19 protein-coding genes are annotated in these 20,588 nt (G+C 71.5%); 9 read left to right on the top strand and 10 right to left on the bottom strand.

Annotated features, from left to right (window positions below):
• Window positions 1–6: 6 nt before the first annotated feature.
• The 6 genes from ACYQ1L_RS03040 to mmuM all read right to left on the bottom strand — a co-directional run bounded on the left by ACYQ1L_RS03040 (window position 7) and on the right by mmuM (window position 8,308).
• The gene (locus tag ACYQ1L_RS03040) at window positions 7–1,506 is read right to left on the bottom strand and encodes an L-serine ammonia-lyase, iron-sulfur-dependent, subunit alpha (RefSeq protein ID WP_460002788.1); all 1,500 of its coding nucleotides are present in this window, start codon (window positions 1,504–1,506) and stop codon (window positions 7–9) included.
• A complete protein-coding gene (locus ACYQ1L_RS03035; protein WP_460002787.1) occupies window positions 1,503–3,110 on the bottom strand; it encodes a sensor histidine kinase in 1,608 nt (535 codons plus the stop codon). Before ACYQ1L_RS03035 ends, ACYQ1L_RS03040 begins: the two co-directional genes overlap by 4 nt.
• Window positions 3,107–3,919 carry a response regulator transcription factor gene (locus ACYQ1L_RS03030; protein WP_460002786.1) on the bottom strand — a complete coding sequence of 271 codons (813 nt, stop codon included), beginning with the start codon at window positions 3,917–3,919 and terminating at the stop codon, window positions 3,107–3,109. The genes ACYQ1L_RS03035 and ACYQ1L_RS03030 overlap by 4 nt, the downstream gene beginning before the upstream one ends.
• A gap of 25 nt (window positions 3,920–3,944) precedes the next feature.
• Window positions 3,945–6,020, bottom strand: coding sequence for a glycosyltransferase family 39 protein (locus ACYQ1L_RS03025; RefSeq protein ID WP_460002785.1), 2,076 nt, complete (start codon window positions 6,018–6,020; stop codon window positions 3,945–3,947).
• Window positions 6,017–7,288 (bottom strand): glycosyltransferase, encoded by a 1,272-nt coding sequence (locus ACYQ1L_RS03020; protein ID WP_460002784.1) that lies wholly within the window; start codon window positions 7,286–7,288, stop codon window positions 6,017–6,019. Before ACYQ1L_RS03020 ends, ACYQ1L_RS03025 begins: the two co-directional genes overlap by 4 nt.
• A 99-nt stretch (window positions 7,289–7,387) precedes the next feature.
• Entirely contained in the window at window positions 7,388–8,308 is a 921-nt protein-coding gene (gene mmuM, locus ACYQ1L_RS03015) for a homocysteine S-methyltransferase (protein WP_460002783.1), read from the bottom strand.
• Between the two features lie 101 nt (window positions 8,309–8,409).
• Between mmuM and ACYQ1L_RS03010 the strand changes: the two genes are divergently transcribed.
• On the top strand, window positions 8,410–9,264 hold the full coding sequence (locus ACYQ1L_RS03010) for an IclR family transcriptional regulator (RefSeq protein WP_460002782.1): 855 nt from the start codon (window positions 8,410–8,412) through the stop codon (window positions 9,262–9,264).
• Here ACYQ1L_RS03010 and ACYQ1L_RS03005 read toward each other — a convergent pair.
• The 3 genes from ACYQ1L_RS03005 to ACYQ1L_RS02995 form a co-directional block, all read right to left on the bottom strand.
• On the bottom strand, window positions 9,258–10,010 hold the full coding sequence (locus tag ACYQ1L_RS03005) for an IclR family transcriptional regulator domain-containing protein (RefSeq protein ID WP_460002781.1): 753 nt from the start codon (window positions 10,008–10,010) through the stop codon (window positions 9,258–9,260). The two genes, ACYQ1L_RS03010 and ACYQ1L_RS03005, sit on opposite strands and share 7 nt — an antisense overlap.
• 74 nt (window positions 10,011–10,084) lie before the next feature.
• A complete protein-coding gene (gene alr / locus ACYQ1L_RS03000) occupies window positions 10,085–11,212 on the bottom strand; it encodes an alanine racemase (protein WP_460002780.1) in 1,128 nt (375 codons plus the stop codon).
• Window positions 11,209–12,756: an amino acid permease gene (locus ACYQ1L_RS02995; RefSeq protein ID WP_460002779.1), complete on the bottom strand. Its 1,548-nt coding sequence runs from the start codon at window positions 12,754–12,756 to the stop codon at window positions 11,209–11,211. Before ACYQ1L_RS02995 ends, alr begins: the two co-directional genes overlap by 4 nt.
• Window positions 12,757–13,043: 287 nt before the next feature.
• Here ACYQ1L_RS02995 and ACYQ1L_RS02990 point away from each other — a divergent pair, with 287 nt between their 5' ends.
• On the top strand, window positions 13,044–14,099 hold the full coding sequence (locus tag ACYQ1L_RS02990) for a homoserine dehydrogenase (RefSeq protein ID WP_460002778.1): 1,056 nt from the start codon (window positions 13,044–13,046) through the stop codon (window positions 14,097–14,099).
• Between the two features lie 85 nt (window positions 14,100–14,184).
• Window positions 14,185–15,549 (top strand): aldehyde dehydrogenase family protein, encoded by a 1,365-nt coding sequence (locus tag ACYQ1L_RS02985; RefSeq protein ID WP_460005749.1) that lies wholly within the window; start codon window positions 14,185–14,187, stop codon window positions 15,547–15,549.
• 69 nt (window positions 15,550–15,618) lie between these two features.
• Here ACYQ1L_RS02985 and ACYQ1L_RS02980 read toward each other — a convergent pair whose 3' ends face one another.
• The gene (locus ACYQ1L_RS02980) at window positions 15,619–16,047 is read right to left on the bottom strand and encodes an Lrp/AsnC family transcriptional regulator (protein WP_460002777.1); all 429 of its coding nucleotides are present in this window, start codon (window positions 16,045–16,047) and stop codon (window positions 15,619–15,621) included.
• Between the two features lie 104 nt (window positions 16,048–16,151).
• Between ACYQ1L_RS02980 and ACYQ1L_RS02975 the strand changes: the two genes are divergently transcribed.
• The 6 genes from ACYQ1L_RS02975 to ACYQ1L_RS02950 all read left to right on the top strand — a co-directional run bounded on the left by ACYQ1L_RS02975 (window position 16,152) and on the right by ACYQ1L_RS02950 (window position 20,578).
• Window positions 16,152–17,351, top strand: a complete 1,200-nt coding sequence (locus tag ACYQ1L_RS02975; RefSeq protein WP_460002776.1) for a trans-sulfuration enzyme family protein — start codon at window positions 16,152–16,154, stop codon at window positions 17,349–17,351.
• A 161-nt stretch (window positions 17,352–17,512) separates the two neighbouring features.
• The gene (locus ACYQ1L_RS02970) at window positions 17,513–18,610 is read left to right on the top strand and encodes an IS1249 family transposase (protein WP_460002775.1); all 1,098 of its coding nucleotides are present in this window, start codon (window positions 17,513–17,515) and stop codon (window positions 18,608–18,610) included.
• A gap of 284 nt (window positions 18,611–18,894) precedes the next feature.
• A complete protein-coding gene (locus tag ACYQ1L_RS02965; protein WP_460002774.1) occupies window positions 18,895–19,158 on the top strand; it encodes a hypothetical protein in 264 nt (87 codons plus the stop codon).
• Window positions 19,155–19,316 carry a hypothetical protein gene (locus ACYQ1L_RS02960; RefSeq protein ID WP_460002773.1) on the top strand — a complete coding sequence of 54 codons (162 nt, stop codon included), beginning with the start codon at window positions 19,155–19,157 and terminating at the stop codon, window positions 19,314–19,316. The genes ACYQ1L_RS02965 and ACYQ1L_RS02960 overlap by 4 nt, the downstream gene beginning before the upstream one ends.
• Entirely contained in the window at window positions 19,316–19,657 is a 342-nt protein-coding gene (locus tag ACYQ1L_RS02955) for a hypothetical protein (RefSeq protein ID WP_460002772.1), read from the top strand. The genes ACYQ1L_RS02960 and ACYQ1L_RS02955 overlap by 1 nt, the downstream gene beginning before the upstream one ends.
• A 462-nt stretch (window positions 19,658–20,119) precedes the next feature.
• A complete protein-coding gene (locus ACYQ1L_RS02950; RefSeq protein ID WP_460002771.1) occupies window positions 20,120–20,578 on the top strand; it encodes a tyrosine-type recombinase/integrase in 459 nt (152 codons plus the stop codon).
• Window positions 20,579–20,588 lie beyond the last annotated feature (10 nt).

Below are 20,588 nucleotides of genomic sequence, written 5' to 3'. Positions count from 1 at the left end.
CCCATCTCAGCACTCGATGACGTTGACCGCGAGACCGCCCTCGCTCGTCTCCTTGTACTTCGTCGACATGTCGAGCCCGGTCTGGCGCATGGTCTCGACGACGGCGTCGAGCGAGACGTAGTGCTGCCCGTCGCCGCGCAGTGCGAGCCGCGCCGCCGTCACCGCGGTCGACGCCGCGATCGCGTTGCGCTCGATGCAGGGGATCTGCACGAGCCCGCCGATCGGGTCGCAGGTGAGCCCGAGGTGATGCTCCATCGCGATCTCGGCCGCGTTCTCGATCTGCCGGTTGGTGCCGCCCATCACCGCGGTGAGCCCGCCGGCCGCCATCGCGCAGGCGGATCCGACCTCGGCCTGGCAGCCGCCCTCGGCACCGGAGATCGATGCGTTGGCCTTGAACAGGGATCCGAGCGCGGTCGCCGTGAGCAGGAACCGGCGGATGCCGCGGCGGCGGTTCGCCTCGGCGAGCGCGTCCGGATCCTCGATCGCGCCGACGGCGACGAGCGACGCCTCCGCACCGAAGCCGAGCAGCGCGCTGCCGACGAGCTCTCCGTACGGAGTGACCGCGTTGCCGGCGCCGAGCCCGGAGTCGGCGAGGAAGCGCCACCAGTACATCGCGACGGCGGGGAGGATCCCGGCGGCGCCGTTCGTGGGGGCGGTGACGACGCGGCCTCCCGCGGCGTTCTCCTCGTTCACGGCGAGCGCGAACGCGCCGAGCCACTCGCCCGGGATCGCGGGGTGCCCCTCGGCCTCGATCTCGTCGAGCTGCGCGCGGATGGCGCCGGCGCGGCGCTTGACCTTCAGGATCCCGGGCAGCGTGCCCTCGGCGTGCAGGCCGGCGTCGACGCACGACGACATCGCGTCCCAGATGGCGTCCAGGCCCGCGGCGACCTCCTCCTCGCTGCGCAGCGCGAGCTCGTTGCGCTTGGCGAGCTCGGCGATCGTGAGCCCGTGCTCGTCGCACAGCTCCAGCAGCGAAGCGGCGTCGGTGTAGGCGAACGGGAACGCCGCCCCGCCCAGGGCGCGGGTGTCGTCGCCGTCACGGCGGATGAAGCCGCCACCGATCGAGTAGTACGTCTCCTGCGCGAGGTGGATCCCGTCTGCGTCGAGCGCGCGCAGGGTCATCGCGTTGGGGTGGCCGGGCAGGCGCGTGCGCGGCTCGAACGTGATGTCGTCCTTGACGAACACGATGTCGTGGGTGCCGTTCATCGCGAGGGCGGATCCGTCGGTCCAGCCCGACCAGGCGCGGCGCACGTCGGCCGGATCGCAGGTCTCCGGAGCGAGCCCGCGCAGGCCCGCGACGACCGCGTCGGGCGTGCCGTGGCCGAGGCCCGTGGCGCCGAGGGAGCCGTACAGCGAACAGGTGACCCGGGCGACCTTGTCGAGCACGCCGTCTGCGGCGAGCCGGGCGGCGAAGTCGACGCCGGCGCGCATCGGTCCGACGGTGTGGGAGCTCGACGGTCCTACACCGATGGAGAACAGATCGAAGGCGGAGACGTACGCTGTCACCCCTCCAGCGTAGTCGTCGCCGGGGCCCCCGGATCCGCGTCAGGACGCGCCGCGGGCAGGGTCACGATGAAGGTCGCGCCGGGCCCGGAGGCGACCTCGATCGTGCCGCCGTGCGCCTCCACGACGGCACGCGCGATGGCCAGGCCGAGACCCGTTCCGCCACCTTCGCGGGAGCGCGAGGTCTCACCGCGGGCGAAGCGCTCGAACACGGTGTCCTGCAATGCTGCAGGGAGACCCGGACCGTCATCCGCGACCGTCAGGCGCACGGACCCTCCGGCGGACCCTTCGACAGACTCAGGGACCGCCCCGGGCCCGGTCCGCACCTCATCCACCCGCACCCGCACCGTCGTGCCGGCGGGCGTGTGCGCGCGGGCGTTGCCGAGCAGGTTGTCGAGCACCCGACGCAGATCCGCCCCATCGCCGCGCACGAGCACCGGATCCTCGCCGAGGTCCAGGATCCAGGTGTGCGCGGAGGCCGTCGCCGACGCATCGGGCGCGGCCGCGTCCGCCGCGCGTGCCGCGAGCACCGCCTCCGCCGCCAGCAGCCGCAGATCCACGAGGTCGCGCGCCCCTTCCGGCAGCGCGTCGAGCCGCGCCAGCACGAGCAGCTGGTCGATGAGCTCCCCCATCCGCACGCCCTCGGCATCGATGAGCGTGGCGTTGCCGCGCACCTCCTGCTCCCCGGCGTCCTCGCGGGAGGACAGCTGCGCGTAGGCGCGGATCGTCGCCAGCGGGGTGCGCAGCTCGTGGCTCGCGTCGGCGACGAACCGCCGCATGGTCGACTCGCTCGCCTCGCGCTGGGCGAGCGCCTGCTCCACGTGGTCGAGCAGGTCGTTCAGCGCCGCGCCGACCTGCCCCACCTCTGTCGTCGAGGCGATGTCGCCGGCACCGACCCGTTCCGCGAGGCGCACCTCGCCGCGGTCCAGGGGCACCGCCGTGACCGCGGCCGCCGTGTGCGCCACGCGCCGGAGCGGACGCAGCGCGCGCCCCATCGCGAGAGCCGCCGCCAGGACCGCGAGCACGATGCAGGCCGCGCCGACGAGCGCCACCACGACCATCAGCCGCCCGGTGACCGAGGTCACCGGCTCCAGCGGCAGGGCCGTGACGACGCCCACTCCGTTCGCCGTGGCGCGCGCCGCGACGCGGTACGCCCCGAGCGCACCGAGATCCACGGTGACCGGAGCGGTGCGGGTGGCGGATCCGGTGGGTCGATGAGCGGCGAGGATCCGCTGCTCCTCAGCGGTGAGGTCGTGCCGCACGCCGTCCGCGGAGATCCAGCCCCCGAACGCGAAGACGCCGTCACGGAAGACCGCCGTGATCGTGCCGGGTGACTGGCCTGGTGCGCCGACCACGTCGTCGCGGCCGGGGCGACTGGCCCGCGGGGTGGGAGCGGGGGACGGCGTCGGCTCGGGGATCCGCGGGCCGCGCCCGTCGGCGATCTCGGCACCGCGGGCGGCCGCGCCGTTCAGGCGGGCGTCGACCTGCCCGAGCAGGTAGTCGTGCAGTGAGAGCACCGCGACCACGCCGACGACGATGCTCACCGCTGCGACGAGGGCCGACGCGATGAGCACCACCTGAAGACGGAGGCTGCGGGGACGTCTCATGCGCCTCCCCCGGATCCATCGGACGGCACCGGATCCTCCGTCACCGCTTCGGCGACGCGCAGCACGTAGCCGACCAGCCGCACGGTCTCCAGGCTGAGCGCCGTCGACGGAGCGAGCTTGCGGCGCAGGCTGGACACGTACACCTCGACCACGTTCGACTCGGTGCCGAAGTCGTAGCCCCACACAGCCTCGAGGATCTGCGCGCGACGCAGCACCCGCCCGGCGTTGTTCGCGAGCAGGAGCAGCAGCTCGAACTCGGTGGGGGTGAGCTCGAGCGCCGCACCGGCGAGCTCAGCCGTCGCGGCGGCCCTGTCCACGGCCAGGTCGCCGACGCGCAGCTGCGCGTCGGCCGGACGCGCGATCGCCGCCGCGGTGCGGGCCAGCACCCGCACCCGGGCCTGCAGTTCGGCGATGGCGAAGGGCTTGGTGAGGTAGTCGTCTCCGCCCGCCCGCAGCCCCGCGACCCGGTCGTCGTGACCGTCGAGGGCCGTCAGGAACAGCACCCGGATCTCGGGCCGGATGGCACGGATCCGCTCGAGCGTGTCCAGGCCGTCGATGCCGGGCATCATGATGTCGAGCACGACCACGTCGGGCTGGAACTCGCGCACCGCGATGAGGGCGCTGCGCCCGCGATGCTCGACGCGCACCTCCCACCCGTCGGCGCGGAGGGACCCGCCGACAGCCGCGGCGAGCGCCTGCTCGTCGTCGACCACGAGGGCGCGCGCGGGGCTGCCGTCCGCGCGCACGACCGGGGGAAGGCCCAGCGACATCGAGGCTGCGGCGCCGGACTCGGTCATGAACTCGTCCATGGTCTGCTCCCCTCGTGGCTGCGATTCACTTCTGTGCGGTCAGATCGTAGATCGTCACGCCGCCCACGGTGGTCGCCGTGAAGTTCGCCTCGACCCAGGTCTCGATCTGGCTGGCGACCCGGCTGCCCGTGCTCGACCCGCCCATCATCCCGCCTCCGGCGATGAAGTAGTGGATCTTGTGGTTCGCGACGTACTGCTCGAACTGCTCGAGAGTCGGCGACGGGTCGCTGCCGTTGAACCCGCCGATCGGCATGACCGCGTATCCCGTGCCGAGCTGGTAGCCCGCGGCGGTCTGAGATCCGATCGATGCCGCGACCCAGGTGTAGCCCGATGCGTTCGCGGTGAGGAGGGCCTTCATCTCGGTGCTCACGGTGGAAGCCTCCAGCAGCCCACCCGCTCCGCCGAATCCTCTCCGCGTGCCGCCGGTGAAGGGCGCCGCCCCGGTGCCGCCGGTCTGCCCGGCGAGCCCGCCCGGACCGCCCTGACCGCCGGCCGCGTTCCCGGGTCCGCCGAAGCCGCCCGCCGCGCCGCCGCCCGGAGCGCCCGCGGGACGACCTCCGGGGAAGCCGCCGCGGAACCCTCCGCCCATGGCGCCCTGCACCGCCGGGCCCGCTGTGACGATGGATCCCGAGTGCGCGGTGCCGACGGTCTCGAGTGTGTACGCCGCCGGCGCCAACAGCGCACCCATGAGCAGGGCGGAGACGGTGGCCGCCGTGAGGACCCGCGAGCGGGGAGGGAGCAGGGCGAGCAGCGCGCCCGCCGCCGACACGATCAGCACGACCACCTTGAGCCAGGGCAGCCAGGTGCTCGCCCGGTCCAGCAGCACCCAGGCCCAACCTGCCGTCACGAGCGCGGCGACCGCGAGCAGGATCCGCACCCACAGCCGCTCCCGATGCCGGAACAGCACCACGCCCGAGGCCCCGATGAGCCCCGCCAGCGGGGCGGCGAGGGCGACCGTGTAGTAGGCGTGGAAGATCCCGGCCATGAAGCTGAACGCCAGGAGGGTCACCAGCAGCCAGGCCGCGAATGTGACGATCGCGATCCGGGGCGCATCGCGGCGCGGGGCCCGGCCGATGACCACCAGGGATCCGATGAGTAGGATCAGCGCCGCCGGGATCAGCCAGGAGATCTGGCCCCCGATCTCGTTCTCGAAGAGGCGGAACAGTCCGGTGGAGCCCCACATGCCGCCTCCGGCGCCCCGTCCGCCGCCGCCGACGCTTCCGGTCTCGTTCCCGGTGATGCGCCCGAGGCCGTTATAGCCGAAGGTCAGCTCGAGGAAGCTGTTCGTCTGCGAGCCGCCGATGTAGGGTCGTGCGGATGCCGGCACGAGCTCGACCACCGCAACCCACCAGCCGGCCGAGACGATGACGGCGCTGAGCGCTGCCAGCAGGTGCCAGATCCGCTTCAGGATCGGCGCTCCAGCGAACGCCAGGTACACCCCGGCGAGCACCGGCAGCACCAGGAACGCCTGCAGCTGCTTGGTGAGGAACCCGAACCCGACAGCGACTCCGGCCAGCAGCAGCCAGCGCAGCCGCTGCCGGTCGATCGCCCGCAGGGTCAGCGCGACCGAAGCGCTGAGCAGCAGGAGCAGCAGCGCATCCGGGTTGTTGAAGCGGAACATGAGCGCCGCGACGGGCGTGAGCGCGAACACGCCTGCGGACACCAGCGCCGCGGCGGCCCCGAAGCGGCGCCGCACGGTGAACAGGATGATCGCGGCGGTCGCGACGCCCATGAGCGCCTGCGGCACGAGGATGCTCCACGAGCTCAGCCCGAAGATCCGCGCCGAGAGCTCCATGACCCACAGGCTCGCCGGCGGCTTGTCGACCGTGATCGAGTTGCCGGCATCACTGGATCCGTAGAAGAACGCGACCCAGTTCTGCGTGCCGGCCTGCACCGCAGCGGAGTAGAACGCGTTCGCCCAGCCGCTCGCCGCGAGGTTCCAGACGTACAGGATCCCGGCGAGCAGGAGCACGCCGGCGTAGGCGGGCGCCTCCCAGCGCGCCCGGATAGGGGCTGCGGCGGCTTCGTGCGGCGCGGCGGGGAGCGAGCCGGTCGGCGGGTGTGCGGGCAGAACGGGCGCGACGGCCACGGATGCGTTCATGAGCGGTTCGCCTCCTGAGCGAGCGTGGTGAGGTGGTGACGGGTGGAGAGCGGTTCGACGGGGTCGGGCGGCGCCTGTCCGCCATCACGGCGAGCCGTGTCGCGGAACACCCAGAGCCGCAGCAGGGCGAAGCGCAGCAGCGTGGCGACGAGGTTCGCGATCGTGAGCACGCCCACTTCGGTGAGCGCCCCGGGATGCGGATCCGTCGCGTGCAGCAGGACGAGGGATCCGCTCGTGAGCGCCCAGGCCAGCCCGAAGACGACGAGACCCTGCACGTGGTGCGTCGCGGCGCCCGCCCTGCCGTGGATGCCGAACGTGAAGCGCCGGTTCGCCGCGGTGTTCGCAACGGCGGTCACGAGCAGGGCGAGGAAGTTCGCCGCCTGGGCAGGCATGAGCGCCTGCAGCACGAGGTAGACGACGGCGTACGCGATCGTGGACATCGCCCCGATGACGCCGAAGCGCACCAGCTGCGTGAGCAGCGGGGTCTTCGGCTGGGCGAACGGATGCCGGCCGATCTCGCGATAGAGGTCGTCGACGGGGAGGCGTCCTGCCGCGAGCGCGCGCCCGACGCGCAGCATGCCCTGCAGATCGGCCTTCGCGGTCGCGACGATGTCGACCGAGCTGTGCGGGTCGTCGATCCAGTCCACGGGGACCTCGTGGATGCGCAGTCCCGCGCGCTCGGCGAGGATGAGCAGCTCGGTGTCGAAGAACCAGCCGGTGTCCTCGACGAGGGGAAGCAGGCGCTGCGCGACGTCCGCACGGATCGCCTTGAACCCGCACTGCGCTTCGCTGAAGCGCACCCCGAACGTGCCGCGCAGCAGCGCGTTGTACGACCGCGACACGAATTCGCGCTTGCCGCCGCGCACGATGCGCGAGGCGTTCGCCAGGCGGGATCCGATCGCGAGGTCGGAGTGCCCGCTCAGCAGCGGCGCGACGAGCGGGCGCAGCGCGCGCAGGTCTGTGGAGAGGTCCTCGTCGAGGTAGACCAGTACGCGCGCCGGCGACGCCGACCACACCGCCTTGAGGGCCCTGCCTCGCCCTTTCTCGGCGAGATGCACCGCCACCACGCCGTCGAGGCGGGCAGCGAGGGCCTCGGCGAGCAGCGCCGTGCCGTCGGTGCTGGCGTTGTCGGCGATCGTGATCCGCCAGGTCGCCGGCTCCTCGGCGCTCAGGTGCGCGTACAACAGCCCGATGCTCTGCTCGAGGGTGTCCCGCTCGTTGTGCACGGGAACGACGACGTCGAGGTCGGGAGCCGGATCCTGGTTCATGGGATCCATGCTCGGAAGCGCCCCGGAGGGGGTGCTTTGGTCCGGCTATGGGCCTGCTAAGGCCTTGCGCTGCTCACGGCTTCCGCACAGCGACGATCATCAGCCGCCGCTGACCCGCTGAGCGAGCACGGCGATGTCGGAGGGGCCGAAGCCGCAGCAGCCGCCGACGTAGCGCGCGCCGGCGTCGAGCCAGGCGTCCACGAGGGCGAGGTCGAGCGGGCGCGCCTGCGACCAGGTCTTGGTCGCGCTGTCCCACACGCCGCCGTGGTTCGGGTAGGCGACCGCGGGCAGGCCGGTCGCCGCCACCGCGGTCCGGACCGCGCCCAGCACGTCTTCCTCGTGCGAGCAGTTCACGCCCGCCGCGATGACGGTTCGGGATCCGGCGAGCACGGCGTAGGCGTCGGCGAGCGGCTGCCCGGCGCACGTCTCGTCGCCGCGCACGGAGTAGCTGAACCAGGCGGGCACGCCGAACTCGTCGAGCAGCGCGGCGAGCACCACCGCCTCGTCCAGATCCGGGATGGTCTCGACGGCGAACAGGTCCGGTCCGGCCTCGGCGAGCGCCTCCAGGCGCGGCGCGTGGAAGTCGCGCAGCTGGGCCGCTCCGACCCCGTAGCGGCCGCGGTACTCGGAACCGTCGCCGAGGACCGCACCGTACGGTCCGACGGACGCCGCCACCAGGAGGCCCTGCCGGGTGGACGCGCACTCGTCGCGCACCTCGACGGCGAGCGCCACTCCGCGCGTGATGAGCGACCGCGCCTCGGCCGGATCCATCCCGGCGGCGACGAAGCCACGCTCGCTGGCCTGGTAGGTCGCGGTCGTCGCGACGTGGGCGCCGGCCTCGAAGAACTCCCGGTGCGCGCGGGCGATCCGCTCCGGCTCGTCGGCGAGCAGGCGCGCGGTCCACAGCGCGCCGCCCACCTCGATGCCCTGCTGCTCGAGGGCGGTCGACATCCCGCCGTCCAGCACCGTCACCGTGCCGTCGTGTCCGACCGGATCCGCTCCGCTGTGCCCCGCGCTCATCGCGCCTCCTCCTGCAGTCCTGCGCCCTGCGGTTTGGTGTCCTCGCGTCCCGTGACCTGCCGCTCCGATTCCGGGTGACGACGGTCGAGTACGCTCGATCCATGCCCACCGCCGAGGACTCCCTGGCCCGGAGCAGCATGGGTCGTGGGTTCGACGTGCTCTCGGCGCTCGCCGGCCTCATGGTCGCCTCGCCCGGCGGAGCGTCGGTGCAGGAGGTCGCGCACGCCCTTGGCCGGGAGCGCTCGCAGATCTCGCGCACCCTGTCGGCGCTCGCGGATCAGCGCCTCGTCGAGCGCGGCGACGATCACCGCTACCGGCTGGCCTGGGGCTGGTACGCCGCCGCCCAGGACCTCACCGACCGCCGGCTGCGCTCGGCCGGCATCGGCGTCCTCGACGAGCTCGCCGCGCGCACAGAGGAGGCGTGCTTCCTCGGCGTGCTGCAGGGCGACAGCACGTTGACGATCGTGGAGAGCATCCCGGACGGATCCCGCATGATCGGATCCTGGATCGGCCGCGCCTATCCCGCCTTCTGCAGCGACGGCGGCCAGGCGGTGCTCTGGGACGCGACCGACGACGAGGTGCGCGCGGTGCTGGCGCAGACCCGGTTCACCAGCCCCGGCCCGAACGCGCCGGCGTCGGCGGACGACTTCCTCGACCGGCTGCACCGCGCCCGCGAACGCGGTTACGCGATCGTCGACCAGGAGGCCGAACCGGAGCTCTACTCGGTGTCGGCGCCGGTGTGGGACTTCCGCGGCGAGGTGGCCGCGGCCGTGCAGATCGTGGGCGAACGCGCCGCGCTGCATCCGCGCACCGACGCCCTGGCGCAGGCCTGCCTCGCCGCGGCCGATGCGCTCTCGGCGGCGCTCGGCGCCCCCGAGGCGCACCATGTCGGGCGCGGCTCCACGGGCGCGGACCGCAAGGAGCGCGCCGGCCGCGGTGGGAACGCGGCTCACTGAGCGCTCGCGAGCGCGCTGAGCCGGTCGCGTGCGCCGTGCAGCGCCGCCAGCGCGGCCCTGGTGCGGCTCGCGCTGCGCGGAGCGCCCGAGACCGCGATCGAGGCGACGACACCGCCGTGGCCCAGGATCGGCAGCGCCAGGTCGGTGACGCCCTCGGCGTACTCGTCCGCGGCGGTGACCACGCCGGCGGCCCTGTCCCGCTCCATGAGAGCGTGCACCTCAGCGATCGTGCGGGCGGCCGCGGGTCCGCCCACGCCCACGAACTGCACGTCGTGCAGCACCTCCTGGAGCCGGTCGGCCGAGTGCTCCCACAGCAGCGCGCGGCCGGCGCCCGTGCACCAGATCGGGGTCGCCATGCCGTGGCGCATTCCGCCGTCGGACGCCCCCACTCCGGCCTCGGTGCGCAGCAGCAGTGCGGCCGCACCATCGGCGGCGCTCACGAGCGCCGTGGTCCCCAGCTCGGCCGCGAGCATGCGCAGCTCGTGCCGCGCGGCGCGCAGCCACGGGGCGTCCAGCGCCGCGGCGACACGGAAGTAGGAATCGCCGGCGCTGAAGACCGCGTCCTCGTCGCGCTGCAGGAACCGCAGTCCGCGCAGCTCCTGGGTGAGGCGCGAGACCCTGCTGCGCTCGATGCCCGTCGCGTCCGCGAGCCGGGAGGCCGTGAATCCGGGACGCCCCGTGCGCTCGCGCGCAACCGCCGAACCGAGCAGAGCCAGCCCCTGCGACAGCGACGACGGCGCAGACATCTTGCTTCCCTCCCTCGGCCGGCCGCTGCGCGGCGAGCCGGATCCGGCCAGCCTACCGGCCGGGTTCGCGGCGCTCACGCTGCGCCTGCACCGAACGCGCGGCGGGGCAGCAGGCGGCCCCAGGCGGTGTAGAGGTCCGCGGCGATCTGCCCCGAGGCGGTCTCCAGATCCTGCGCGGTGATCGCATCGGCGCCCTGCGCACCCGCGAGCACCACCTCGTCCCCCACCTGCACCTCGGGGTGGTCGGTGACGTCGACGAGGAGCGTGTTCATCGCCAGTTTGTCGACCACTGTCGCCCGTCGGCCGCCCACGAGCACCTGGGCGCGGCCGCCGAGCACGCGATGGAACCCGTCGGCGTAGCCGAGCGGGACGACCGCGAGGCGGGAGGTGCGGGTCGTGCGGTGCATCCGGTCGTAGCCCACGGTGCTGCCCGCCGCGTAGACGTTGAGCGCGGCGACGCGGGAGAGCAGCCGCAGCGCCGGCTGCAGGAGCCCCGGCCTGGCGGAGGTGTCCCCGTAGAGCGCCGCGCCGATGCGGACGAGGTCGAACCTCGAGGCGGGCACGGTCAGCGCAGCGTACGAGGTCGCGCAGTGCCGTTCGATGGGGCCGACGGCGCCGGCTCCGAGCAGGGCGACGGCCAGGGCCGACTGCGCGCGGAACTCCTCGGTCCCCTCGGCGACGTCGTGCTCGTCCTCGCAGGGGAAGTGCGCGCAGACCCCGATCGGGCGCACGCCGGGGAGGGCGCCGATGGCGCTGACCTCGTCGCGCCCGCCCGCACGGTGCAGGTCGACGCCGTCCCGGCTGAGGCCGGTGGCGTTGATGGAGACGTGCACCCCGATCCGGCGACCGATCGCACGCGCGGCCGCGTCGATCTCGCGGGCGTGCGCGAGACCGCCCGCCCATTCCTCGACGTGCGCCGACGCGGCATCCTCGATCTCCTCGCGCAGCGCGGGGCGCAGGCGGAGGATCCGTCCGCGGAACCCGAGCCGGCGCGCCCGGTGCGCCTCGTCGTTGCCGGTGACGCCGATCCGGTCGACGCCGGCGGCCATGAGGACCGGGAGGACGAGGTCGACGCCGTGACCGTAGGCATCGGCCTTGACCACCGCGCACAGCGGCGTGGTGCCGAGCTCCCGCCGGACGGTCGCGACGTTGTCCGCGATCGCATCGACGTCGACCTCGATCCATCCCGGTCCGCGGGTCATCGTCCGCTGCCGCCGATGGGCTCGTCGACCGCCGGGGCGATGGGCTCCTCGACCGCGAGGTCCTCGGCGACGCTGACCGGCGCCTCCTCCGAGACGACCTCGACGCGGGCCGCGCCGCGCCGGCCGTAGCGCCACCAGAAGTACAGGTAGCACAGGCCCACGAACGGCAGGCCGAAGTAGAGCGCGGCGACCTGGTTCGGGTCGAAGGCGATCGCCACCACCGAGACGAGCAGGAGCACGAACGCGACGATCGGCACGATCGGGAACAGCGGCGTGCGGTAGGGCAGCGTGCTCAGGTCACCGCCGCGGCGCAGGAACGCGCGGCGGTGGAAGAACTGCGCCGCGACGATCGACATCCACACCGCCACGACCGCGAAGCCCGCGATCGACACGAGCGCGAGGTACACGGTCTCGGCCGCGATCACGCTCGACAGCAGCGAGACGAGGCCGAGCGCCATGCTCACGCTGAGGGCGACGATCGGGATCCCCCGCCGGGTGAGCCGGGTGAACGCCTTGGGGGCGTGGCCCTCCTCGGCGAGCGAGAACAGCATGCGCGCGCACGAGAACAGGCCGCTGTTGCCCGCCGACAGCAGCGCGGTGATGATGACGAAGTTCATGATGTCGGGGGCGAACGGCACTCCCACGTACTGGAAGACGTCGACGAACGGGCTGCTCGTCACACTCGCCTTGTCGTAGGGCAGGATCGCCGCGATGACGGTGATGGATCCGACGAACAGCACGAGCAGCCGCAGCACGGTCGAGCGCAGGGCGCGCGGGATGTTCCGGCCCGGATCCTTCGTCTCACCGGCGGCGACGCCGATCAGCTCGGATCCGCTGAACGCGTAGAACACGGCCAGCGAGGTCATCAGCACTCCGCCGAAGCCGCCGGGGAACAGGCCGTGGGGCGTGTCGAAGTTGTGGAACAGCACCGCGGCCGGGTGCTCGCCGGAGAGGGGCGTGAAGCCGAAGATCGCCGCGCCGCCGAGCACGATGAGCACGACGATCGCGAGCACCTTGATGAGGGAGAACCAGAACTCGGTCTCGCCGAACACGCGAGCGGAGATCGCGTTGATCGTGAACAGCACTGCCGCGAAGACGAGGCACCACACCCACACGGGCACGGCCGGGAACCAGCGCTGCATGAGGATGCCCGCCGCGGTGAACTCCGAGCCGAGGGCCACCACCCAGCACAGCCAGTACAGCCATGCCGTGGTGAAGCCGGTCGCGGGGCCGATGGAGCGGGCCGCGTAGATGTGGAACGCGCCCGACACGGGGTACGCCGTCGCGAGCTCGCCCAGGCACGCCATCACGAGGTAGACGACGAGCGCGCCGATCAGGTACGCGATGATCGCGCCGAGCGGGCCGGCCTGGCTGATCGTGTAGCCGGAGCTGAGGAACAGGCCGGATCCGATCACGCCGCCGAGGGCGATCATGATCAGGTGGCGCGCGTCCATCGAGCGCTGCAGGCGCCGCAGGGGCACCTGCGTCGCGGTGGTGCGGGGCAGAGCGTTGGGGAGTTCCTTCTCCCCGGGCAATGGGCTCATGAGGTCTCGCATTTCAAGGTCGGGTGGGGCAGAGACGAAAGGCTTCGTGCTATATCACCACAGCGGCGTGCCGATGTCGCACGAATTGTTTCGGGACATTACCTCTCCCCTCACCCCTGCACAAGCGATCCGGGCCTCGGGAACGCCGCGCACGGCAGGTCCGGGCAGATCGGCAGCCGCACCGCCGCATCGGCAGCCCGCGGGGGCGGACGGGCAGGCGCGCGCCGCCGCGCCGCGCGCCGAGGATGAATGCCGCAGCATCCGTCCCTCTCCCGAAGGAGTCCGCCGTGCATCGTCACGACCTCGCCCTCATCGGCTTCGGCGGCGTCAACCGCGCCCTCGCCGAGATCATCCACACCCGCGCCGACGAGCTCGCCGACGACCTCGGCTTCGCGCTGCGCGTCGTCGCGATCACCGATCTGCGGCTCGGCTCCCTCATGCAGGCGGACGGGATCGACCTCGGCGCCGTGCTCGCGCTGCCCGAGGGCGCGACCTTCGCCGGCATGCCGGGCGGGGCCGCGGTGCCGCAGAACGACTTCGTGATCCGGAGCACCACGGCGGACATCGTCGTCGAGGCCACCTTCACGAACCCCGTCGACGGCGAGCCCGCGGTGTCGCACGTGCGCGCGGCGCTGGAGAGCGGCAAGAGCGTGACCACCACCAACAAGGGGCCGGTGGCGCTGGCGGGCGCCGAGCTGCGCCGCATCGCCGCCGACCACGGCGTGCGGTTCGAGCACGAGGGCGCCGTCATGAGCGGCACCCCCGTGCTCCGCTTCGCCGCCGACATGCTCCGCGGCAACCGCATCGCGGGCGTCGAGGGCATCCTCAACGGCACGAGCAACTTCGTGCTCGGCCGCATGGAGGCGGGCGCGTCGCTCGCCGAGGCCGTCGCCGAGGCGCAGGCGCTGGGCTACGCCGAAGCGGATCCGACCGCGGACATCGAGGGATCCGATGTGCAGCTCAAGGTCGTGATCCTCGCGAACGAGGTGCTCGGCGCCGAGATCACCACCTCAGACGTCGTGCGGCGCGGCATCTCGGCCATCACGCCGGAGGACATCGCGGCGGCTGCGGCGGAGGGCCGGCGCTGGAAGCTCATCGGCTCCGCGGTCCGCACGGCGGACGGCGACGTGGTCGCCTCGGTGGAGCCGGTGGCGCTGCCGCTCTCGCATCCGCTCGCCGGCGTCTCCGGACCGACCAACGCCGTCTCCTTCGACACCGACCTGCTCGGGACGGTCACCGTGTCGGGCCCGGGTGCGGGGCGCGTCGAGACCGCGTATGCGCTGCTGTCCGACATCATCGCGATCGACGCGCACGCACGCGCCGTCGCGGAGGCGGCGCGATGAGCGCGCCCGCCACGACGCACCAGCATGGTGCCGCACAAGGTGCCGCACGGGTGCCGCACGCACCGCAGACGCGGCCCCCGGCGAGCTGCTCGTCCACGACCCGTACGACGACCGCGTGATCGGAGCCGTGCCGCGCAGCACCCCCGACGACCTGGATCGCCTGCTCGCCCGCGCGCGCAGCGGCTTCGCGGTGGCGCGCGAGCTCACCCGCTTCGATCGGCACGGCATCCTCGAGCGCACCGCCTCCCTGCTGCGCGCCCGCGCCGACGAGGCCGCCGCGCTCATCGTGCGCGAGGCGGGCAAGACCATCCGTCAGGCGCGCAAGGAGGTGCGCCGCGCCGTCACGACGCTCTCGCTGTCGGCCGAGGCGGCGCGTTCGAACGCGGGCGAGGTGATCCCCTTCGACGCGTTCGAGGGATCCGCGAACCGGCGCGGCTGGTTCACGCGCGAGCCGCTCGGCATCGTCGTCGCGATCACGCCGTACAACGACGCGCTCAACCTCGTCGCGCACAAGCTGGGTCCCGCCGTGGCCGCAGGGAACTCCGTGATCCTGAAGCCGTCACCGCTCACGCCGCTCACGGCGCGGTTCCTCGTCGGGCTGCTCATCGAGGCGGGGATGCCGCCGGAGATCGTCACGGTCGTGCACGGCGACCGGGAGCTCGCCCAGGCCCTCGTCTCCGCCCGCGAAGTGCGCCTGGTGTCGTTCACCGGCGGCTTCACGACCGGCGAGGCGATCGCCCGCGGCGCCGGGCTGAAGCGGCTCGCGATGGAGCTCGGCGGCAACGCCCCGGTCATCGTGTTCGCCGACGCCGACATCCCGGCCGCGGTCGAGGCGTGCGTGTCGGGCGCGTTCTGGGCAGCCGGACAGAACTGCGTCGGCGCGCAGCGGATCCTGGTGCAGCGCGAGGTGCACGAGGAGTTCCGCGCCGCGTTCGTGGCGCGCACGCGGGCGCTGATCGCCGGAGACCCCTCCGACGAGGGCACCGATGTCGGGCCGATGATCTCGCACGCGGCAGCCGAGCGCGCCGAGCGGCTCGTCGACGACGCGGTCGCCGCGGGAGCCAACGTGCTCGCCGGGCATCGCCGGGACGGGTCGGTGTACTGGCCGACCGTGGTGGAGGACGTGCCGTTCTCGTGCGCGCTGTGGTGCGACGAGGCGTTCGCGCCCATCGCCGTGCTCTCGGCGTTCGACACCGAGGAGGAGGCCGTCGCCCAGGCCGACGAGATCGAGTACGCGCTGCACGCCGGCGTCTTCACGTCGGACCTGTCCCGGGCGCTGCGAGTCTCGGAGCGCATCGAGGCCGGCGGCGTGATGATCAACGACTCCTCGGACTACCGCGTGGACAGCATGCCCTTCGGCGGAGCCAAGTACGGCAGCATGGGCCGCGAGGGCGTGCGGTTCGCCTTCGAGGAGATGACGCAGCCCAAGGTCGTCTGCATCACGACCTGACGGCCGGTCCATCGATGCGAGCGGATCGGCGGACGGGCAGACCCGGATCCGCCGGTCCGCCGGTCCGGCTCAGGGGCGGTCGATGACGCGCGCGAGCGAGACCGACGTGACCGTGTTCGCCACTCCGGGCAGCGCGGCGATGTGCTCCCAGATCTCGCCGACACGGTCCATTCCCTCGGCCTGCACGATCGCGAGCAGGTCGAACTCGCCGGAGAGCACGTCGCAGCGCACGATCTCCGGGATGCGGGCGAGCTCGGTCACGACGTGCGCTCCGCGCATGCGGTCCTCGCGGTACACGAGCACGATCGCCGTCACCCTGCGACCCGCCTCGGGCCCGGGCACGACGGTGTAGCCGCCGATGACGCCGTCGCGCTCCATCCGCTCGATGCGCTGCTTCACGGCATTGCGGGACAGGTGCACCCGGGAAGCCAGAGCGACCAGCGGCGTGCGCGCGTCCGCGGTCAGCTCCGCGAGGATCCGATGATCCGTGCCGTCCATCTTGCCCCTTCCCTTTCCGTGCAATATAAACAATCGTAGTTGCTGATACAACACATGCGAGGAATGGTCCGGGACTGCCGGCGACCTCGCCCCAGGAGGATCCCATGCCCGAACGCCCCGACCGCACCCGGCCCGCCACGCTGTCCGAGGCGAGCCTCGCCGTGCACGGCGGGATCCACGTCGACTCGACACTGGCTCTGCGCACGCCACTCGTGATGGCCAACTCGTATCAGCTGCCCGACGACCCCAGCGAGATCAGCTGGTCGGCCACGGCGCCCGGCCTGTACACCCGCAACACCGGCGTGAACCAGCAGGCGCTGCAGGAGAAGCTCGCCGCGCTGGACGGCGGCGAGGACGCCGTGGCCCTCGCGTCCGGCGTCGCGGCGCTGCACGCGGTGTTCTTCACGCATGTGCGCGTCGGCGACCACGTCGTCGTCAGCGACATCACGTACGAGGCGACCTGGCGGCTGTGGTCCGAGCTGCTGCCGCAGCGCTACGGCATCGAGGCCACGTTCGTCGACATCACCGACCACGACGCGGTGCGCGCCGCGATACGCCCGAACACGCGCCTGGTGTGCGTCGAGGCGATCGCCAACCCGACGACGCAGGTCACCGACGTCGCGGCGATCGCCGCCATCGCACACGAGCGCGGCGCCCTGCTGATGGTCGACTCCACGTACACGCCGCCGCCCGTGTACCGGCCTCTGCAGGCCGGCGCCGATCTCGTCGTGCACTCGCTCACGAAGTACATCAACGGCCACGGCGACGCGATGGGCGGAGCCGTCGTCGGGCGGCGCGAGCTCATCGAGCCGATCAAAGCCGATGCCATGGTCGACGTGGGCGGCATCATCTCGCCGTTCAACGCGTGGCAGATCCAGCGCGGCTCGGTGACGCTGCCGCTGCGCATGCGGCAGCACCTGGCTTCCGCGCAGGCGATCGCGGAGTTCCTCGAGGCGGATCCGCGGGTCGCCTACATCTACTACCCCGGGCTCCCCTCGCACCCGCAGCACGAGCTCGCCGCCCGCCAGTTCCCGCACGGATCCGGCGGCATGATGGCCTTCGCCGTCGACGGCGACCCCTCGGTGCAGAACCGGTTCGTGGCGAATCTGCGCCTGATCACCTCGGGCTTCTCACTCGGTCACGACGACTCCCTCATCGTGCACACCGGCACCGAGGGTGGCCGCGTCGCCGCATACCCGGAGCCGTTCCGCCGCATGGGGCACCTGCGCCTGTCCGTCGGACTGGAGGACACCGCCGACCTGCTGGCCGACATGCAGGGCGCCCTCGACGAGGCCTTCGCCTGAGCACCCGACTCGGCCGGGACGGTGCACCCGTGCCGGCCGAGTCGTTCGTCAGCACACTCCCCCGGAAACGGGTTATAGGCCAAAACGTGTGGATGGGATGTTGATCTAGCCGCGGAATGGTGCGGTGAAACGGGGATGCGTATGGTCCGCGACGCTTAGGCGTGGACCTTCACTCGAATCAGGCCCTCTGCGTGATATGCGCGGCTCGACTCGTGAAGAACGGCAAGACCGCCGCGGGCACGCAACGGTGGCGATGCCCGGGGTGCGGCGCTTCGTCGGTACGTGAACGCCCAGACGTGACGCAGCGGGAGCAGCTGCGACGCTTCCTGAGATGGCTGACGGGCAAGGCGTCGCAGATCGAAATGACGGGCAACACCGGCCGCTCGTTCCGCCGAGACACCGCCTGGTGCTGGGAGCTCGAGCCCCGCATGCCGGTCACCGGTGAGGTCCACGAGGTCGTGCTGGTCGACGGGGTCTGGATCGGATCCTGGTGCCTGTTGATCGCCCAGTCAGACACCGGGAACGTGATCGCCTGGCAATGGGCGGCCCGTGAATCGACCGCAGCCTGGACGGCCCTGTTCGAACAGATCCCGCCGCCGACCGTGGTCGTCACCGACGGAGGGTCCGGGATCCGTTCCGCGCTCGCGACCTGCTGGCCGGACACAGCGATCCAACGCTGCATCTTCCACCTGCAACTGAACGTGACCCGCGAACTCACACGGAACCCGCGCACACGGGCCGGCAAAGACCTCCGACAGGTCGCCCTCGCCCTGAGCACCGTGACAACGATCGATGACGCCATCACCTGGCGGCTCACCCTCGAAGCCTGGTGGCAGGCACACGGACACCTCACCCGCCAGCGAACCATGTATCCGAACGGACAATGGGGCTTCACCCACGACCGGCTCCGCAAAGCCTGGGGCGTCCTGCACCGCGCCGCCGAATCCGGGCACGTGTTCACGAATCTGCAGCACGAGAACCCGAGAACAACATCACGCTTGGAAGGCCTGAACGGCCAGATCCGACACCTTCTCCGAAACCACCGCGGCATGCCGATCGGACACCGCCGCCGCGCCGTTGAATGGTTCCTCCTTCTGCACGAGATCCCCATCGACCACGCTCACCGGCACGCAGCAAAGCCCACAGGCGCGCCCGAGTTCAACGAGCCCGACGAACCGATCGGCCCCGCCCTCTACGACACCGGCCTCGACGCCAACGAAGGCCTCTGGCACCGCACCGGATGGCTCCGCAACCGATGACACACCCGAGCCATCCACACGTTTTGACCTATAAGCCACAGGGCACCCCCGGAGACAGCGAAACGGCCCGCCGAAGCGGGCCGTTTCTTACTGTCTCAACACAGTGTGCGCCTGGAGGGACTCGAACCCCCAACCTTCTGGTTGGGAGTCGCATGGTCGCGATTCCGCCAGAAGTTCACCCGTTCGGGCGCGTTCTGGACGCCGGAGCGTCGGTCCATTCTCGCTGAGATTGCGTGTCAGTTCCAAACTGACAGCGAAATCCCGAGCGGGTCGGGGTTGGAACTGTGAGCCGTCGCGAGGTTGAAACGCTCGATTACGTGGCGTTCGCGAAGAGGATCATTCGGGCCGCTGGTGAGCGTTGCGCGCAGGGCGATGACTTCGAGTTGGCCGAACTCGCCTCGATCCGTCAGGACATCGAGGATGCGATTACATGCGCCGTGCGCGGCATGCATGATGACCAGGGCTACTCGTGGCAGTACATCGCGGATGCGCTCGGGATCAAGCGCCAGAGCGTACATGCTCGCTACGCCGAGAAGGTGCCCGCATGACAGAGAACGCGTACACGTTCAGGCGGGTGAGCACGGGCGGGATCGCCGTTCACAATCCCGAGGGCGTCAAGGTGCTGTTCGTCCCGCGCTACATGGCCAGAGAGCTTGCCGAGTTCCTGGCTGCGGAGGAAGCGGATCGCACGGATGGGAGTGAGTGATGAGCCACCCACTGCGTGACCTGATCGCCAACCGCGTCGCACAGCGCGATGAGGATCTGATCCCGCTGCCGAAGTACATGCTGGCTGTGACGATCGCGGCGAACACTCTGGACGAGCTGCACAACGCGGTCGATCAGCTTTCGCTCGACTTCATGACCGAGTGGCGCGACCGTGAGCAGATCGAGTCCACGGACGGGCGGATGAGCGTCGTTCTCGATGTGACGAGCCAGCATCAGACGCCGGAGCGTTACGCGGAGCAGCTTGCCGCGTGGAGCAGCCAGCGGCGCACGAACCGCACGATTGGCGCGCCCGGTATACCGTCATGCGGGCGTGTCGAGTGAGCGCGGCTAGCGTTCCCTCTGGGGGAGTTCACAGCAATGCAGGAGACCAGAGGATGAGTGTTGCCGTCGTGCCCGTTGTATGGGCTGAGGCTATCGCGGCGTATAGCACGTGGATGATCGTGGCGAACCGGAGCGCCAACTCAATTCGAGCGCGGCGGGAGCAGCTGCAACACATGGCGCGCCGTGTCGGTGTCGGTCCGTGGGAGATGACGTACACGGCGTTGATCGCGTACGCTGCCGCGCAGTCGTGGGCACAGGAGACACGTCGGAGCCGGTACGCCGGATTCCGGGAGTTCTGGCGGTGGGGCAAGCGGGAGGGCCTGATCGACTCGAATCCGGCTAAGCGTCTACCGCTGATCAAGCCGTCCGCACCCGCCCCCGATCCGGTGCCAGATCCGGTATATCAAGCGGCAGTGAGAAAGGCAGATCCGCGCACAGCGCTGATGATGCGCCTGGCGCACGATGCTGGCTTGCGCCGCGCGGAGATCTCACTCGTGCACGCAGACGACATTCGTGAGGATCTACTCGGTTGGTCTCTGCTCGTGCATGGCAAGGGCAATCGGATGCGGCTTTGTGCCACTCACCCCGCGGCTCGCGCTCGATCTGCGAGCGCTCGGAGAGGGGTACGCGTTCCCTGGCGCGATTGACGGGCACCTGTCCCCCAGGCGCGTCGGCGAGCTACTGGAGCAGGCACTCCCGGGTGCATGGACTGGCCATAAGCTGCGACACAGCTTCGGCACGAACGTGCACGAGGCATCTGGTGGAGACACGCTCACCGCGCAAGGTCTTCTCGGACATGCCAACCCGAACACCACGACGCGCTACGTCCGCCCTTCCGATGCTCGCCGCCGGGCTGCCGTGTATGCGGCGGCAGGCTACGCGACGCCCGAGTCGCCCGCCCGCCACCTGAGAGCTGTGTAGCACCTATGCT

This window comes from Microbacterium xylanilyticum (genome assembly GCF_054654695.1).
Note: the sequence above shows the minus strand (reverse complement) of the source record. Positions and strands in the feature narration are given on the sequence as shown.

Coding starts and splice junctions, on each gene's coding strand:
- ACYQ1L_RS02955 (WP_460002772.1), top strand. CDS start 19,316: ATGAGCCACCCACTGCGTGACCTGATCGCCAACCGCGTCGCACAGCGC.
- ACYQ1L_RS02980 (WP_460002777.1), bottom strand. CDS start 16,047: ATGGACGGCACGGATCATCGGATCCTCGCGGAGCTGACCGCGGACGCG.
- ACYQ1L_RS03010 (WP_460002782.1), top strand. CDS start 8,410: ATGCCCACCGCCGAGGACTCCCTGGCCCGGAGCAGCATGGGTCGTGGG.
- ACYQ1L_RS02950 (WP_460002771.1), top strand. CDS start 20,120: ATGCTGGCTTGCGCCGCGCGGAGATCTCACTCGTGCACGCAGACGACA.
- ACYQ1L_RS02960 (WP_460002773.1), top strand. CDS start 19,155: ATGACAGAGAACGCGTACACGTTCAGGCGGGTGAGCACGGGCGGGATC.
- ACYQ1L_RS03030 (WP_460002786.1), bottom strand. CDS start 3,919: ATGGACGAGTTCATGACCGAGTCCGGCGCCGCAGCCTCGATGTCGCTG.
- alr (WP_460002780.1), bottom strand. CDS start 11,212: ATGACCCGCGGACCGGGATGGATCGAGGTCGACGTCGATGCGATCGCG.
- ACYQ1L_RS03025 (WP_460002785.1), bottom strand. CDS start 6,020: ATGAACGCATCCGTGGCCGTCGCGCCCGTTCTGCCCGCACACCCGCCG.
- ACYQ1L_RS03020 (WP_460002784.1), bottom strand. CDS start 7,288: ATGAACCAGGATCCGGCTCCCGACCTCGACGTCGTCGTTCCCGTGCAC.
- mmuM (WP_460002783.1), bottom strand. CDS start 8,308: ATGAGCGCGGGGCACAGCGGAGCGGATCCGGTCGGACACGACGGCACG.
- ACYQ1L_RS02975 (WP_460002776.1), top strand. CDS start 16,152: ATGCCCGAACGCCCCGACCGCACCCGGCCCGCCACGCTGTCCGAGGCG.
- ACYQ1L_RS03035 (WP_460002787.1), bottom strand. CDS start 3,110: ATGAGACGTCCCCGCAGCCTCCGTCTTCAGGTGGTGCTCATCGCGTCG.
- ACYQ1L_RS03005 (WP_460002781.1), bottom strand. CDS start 10,010: ATGTCTGCGCCGTCGTCGCTGTCGCAGGGGCTGGCTCTGCTCGGTTCG.
- ACYQ1L_RS02995 (WP_460002779.1), bottom strand. CDS start 12,756: ATGAGCCCATTGCCCGGGGAGAAGGAACTCCCCAACGCTCTGCCCCGC.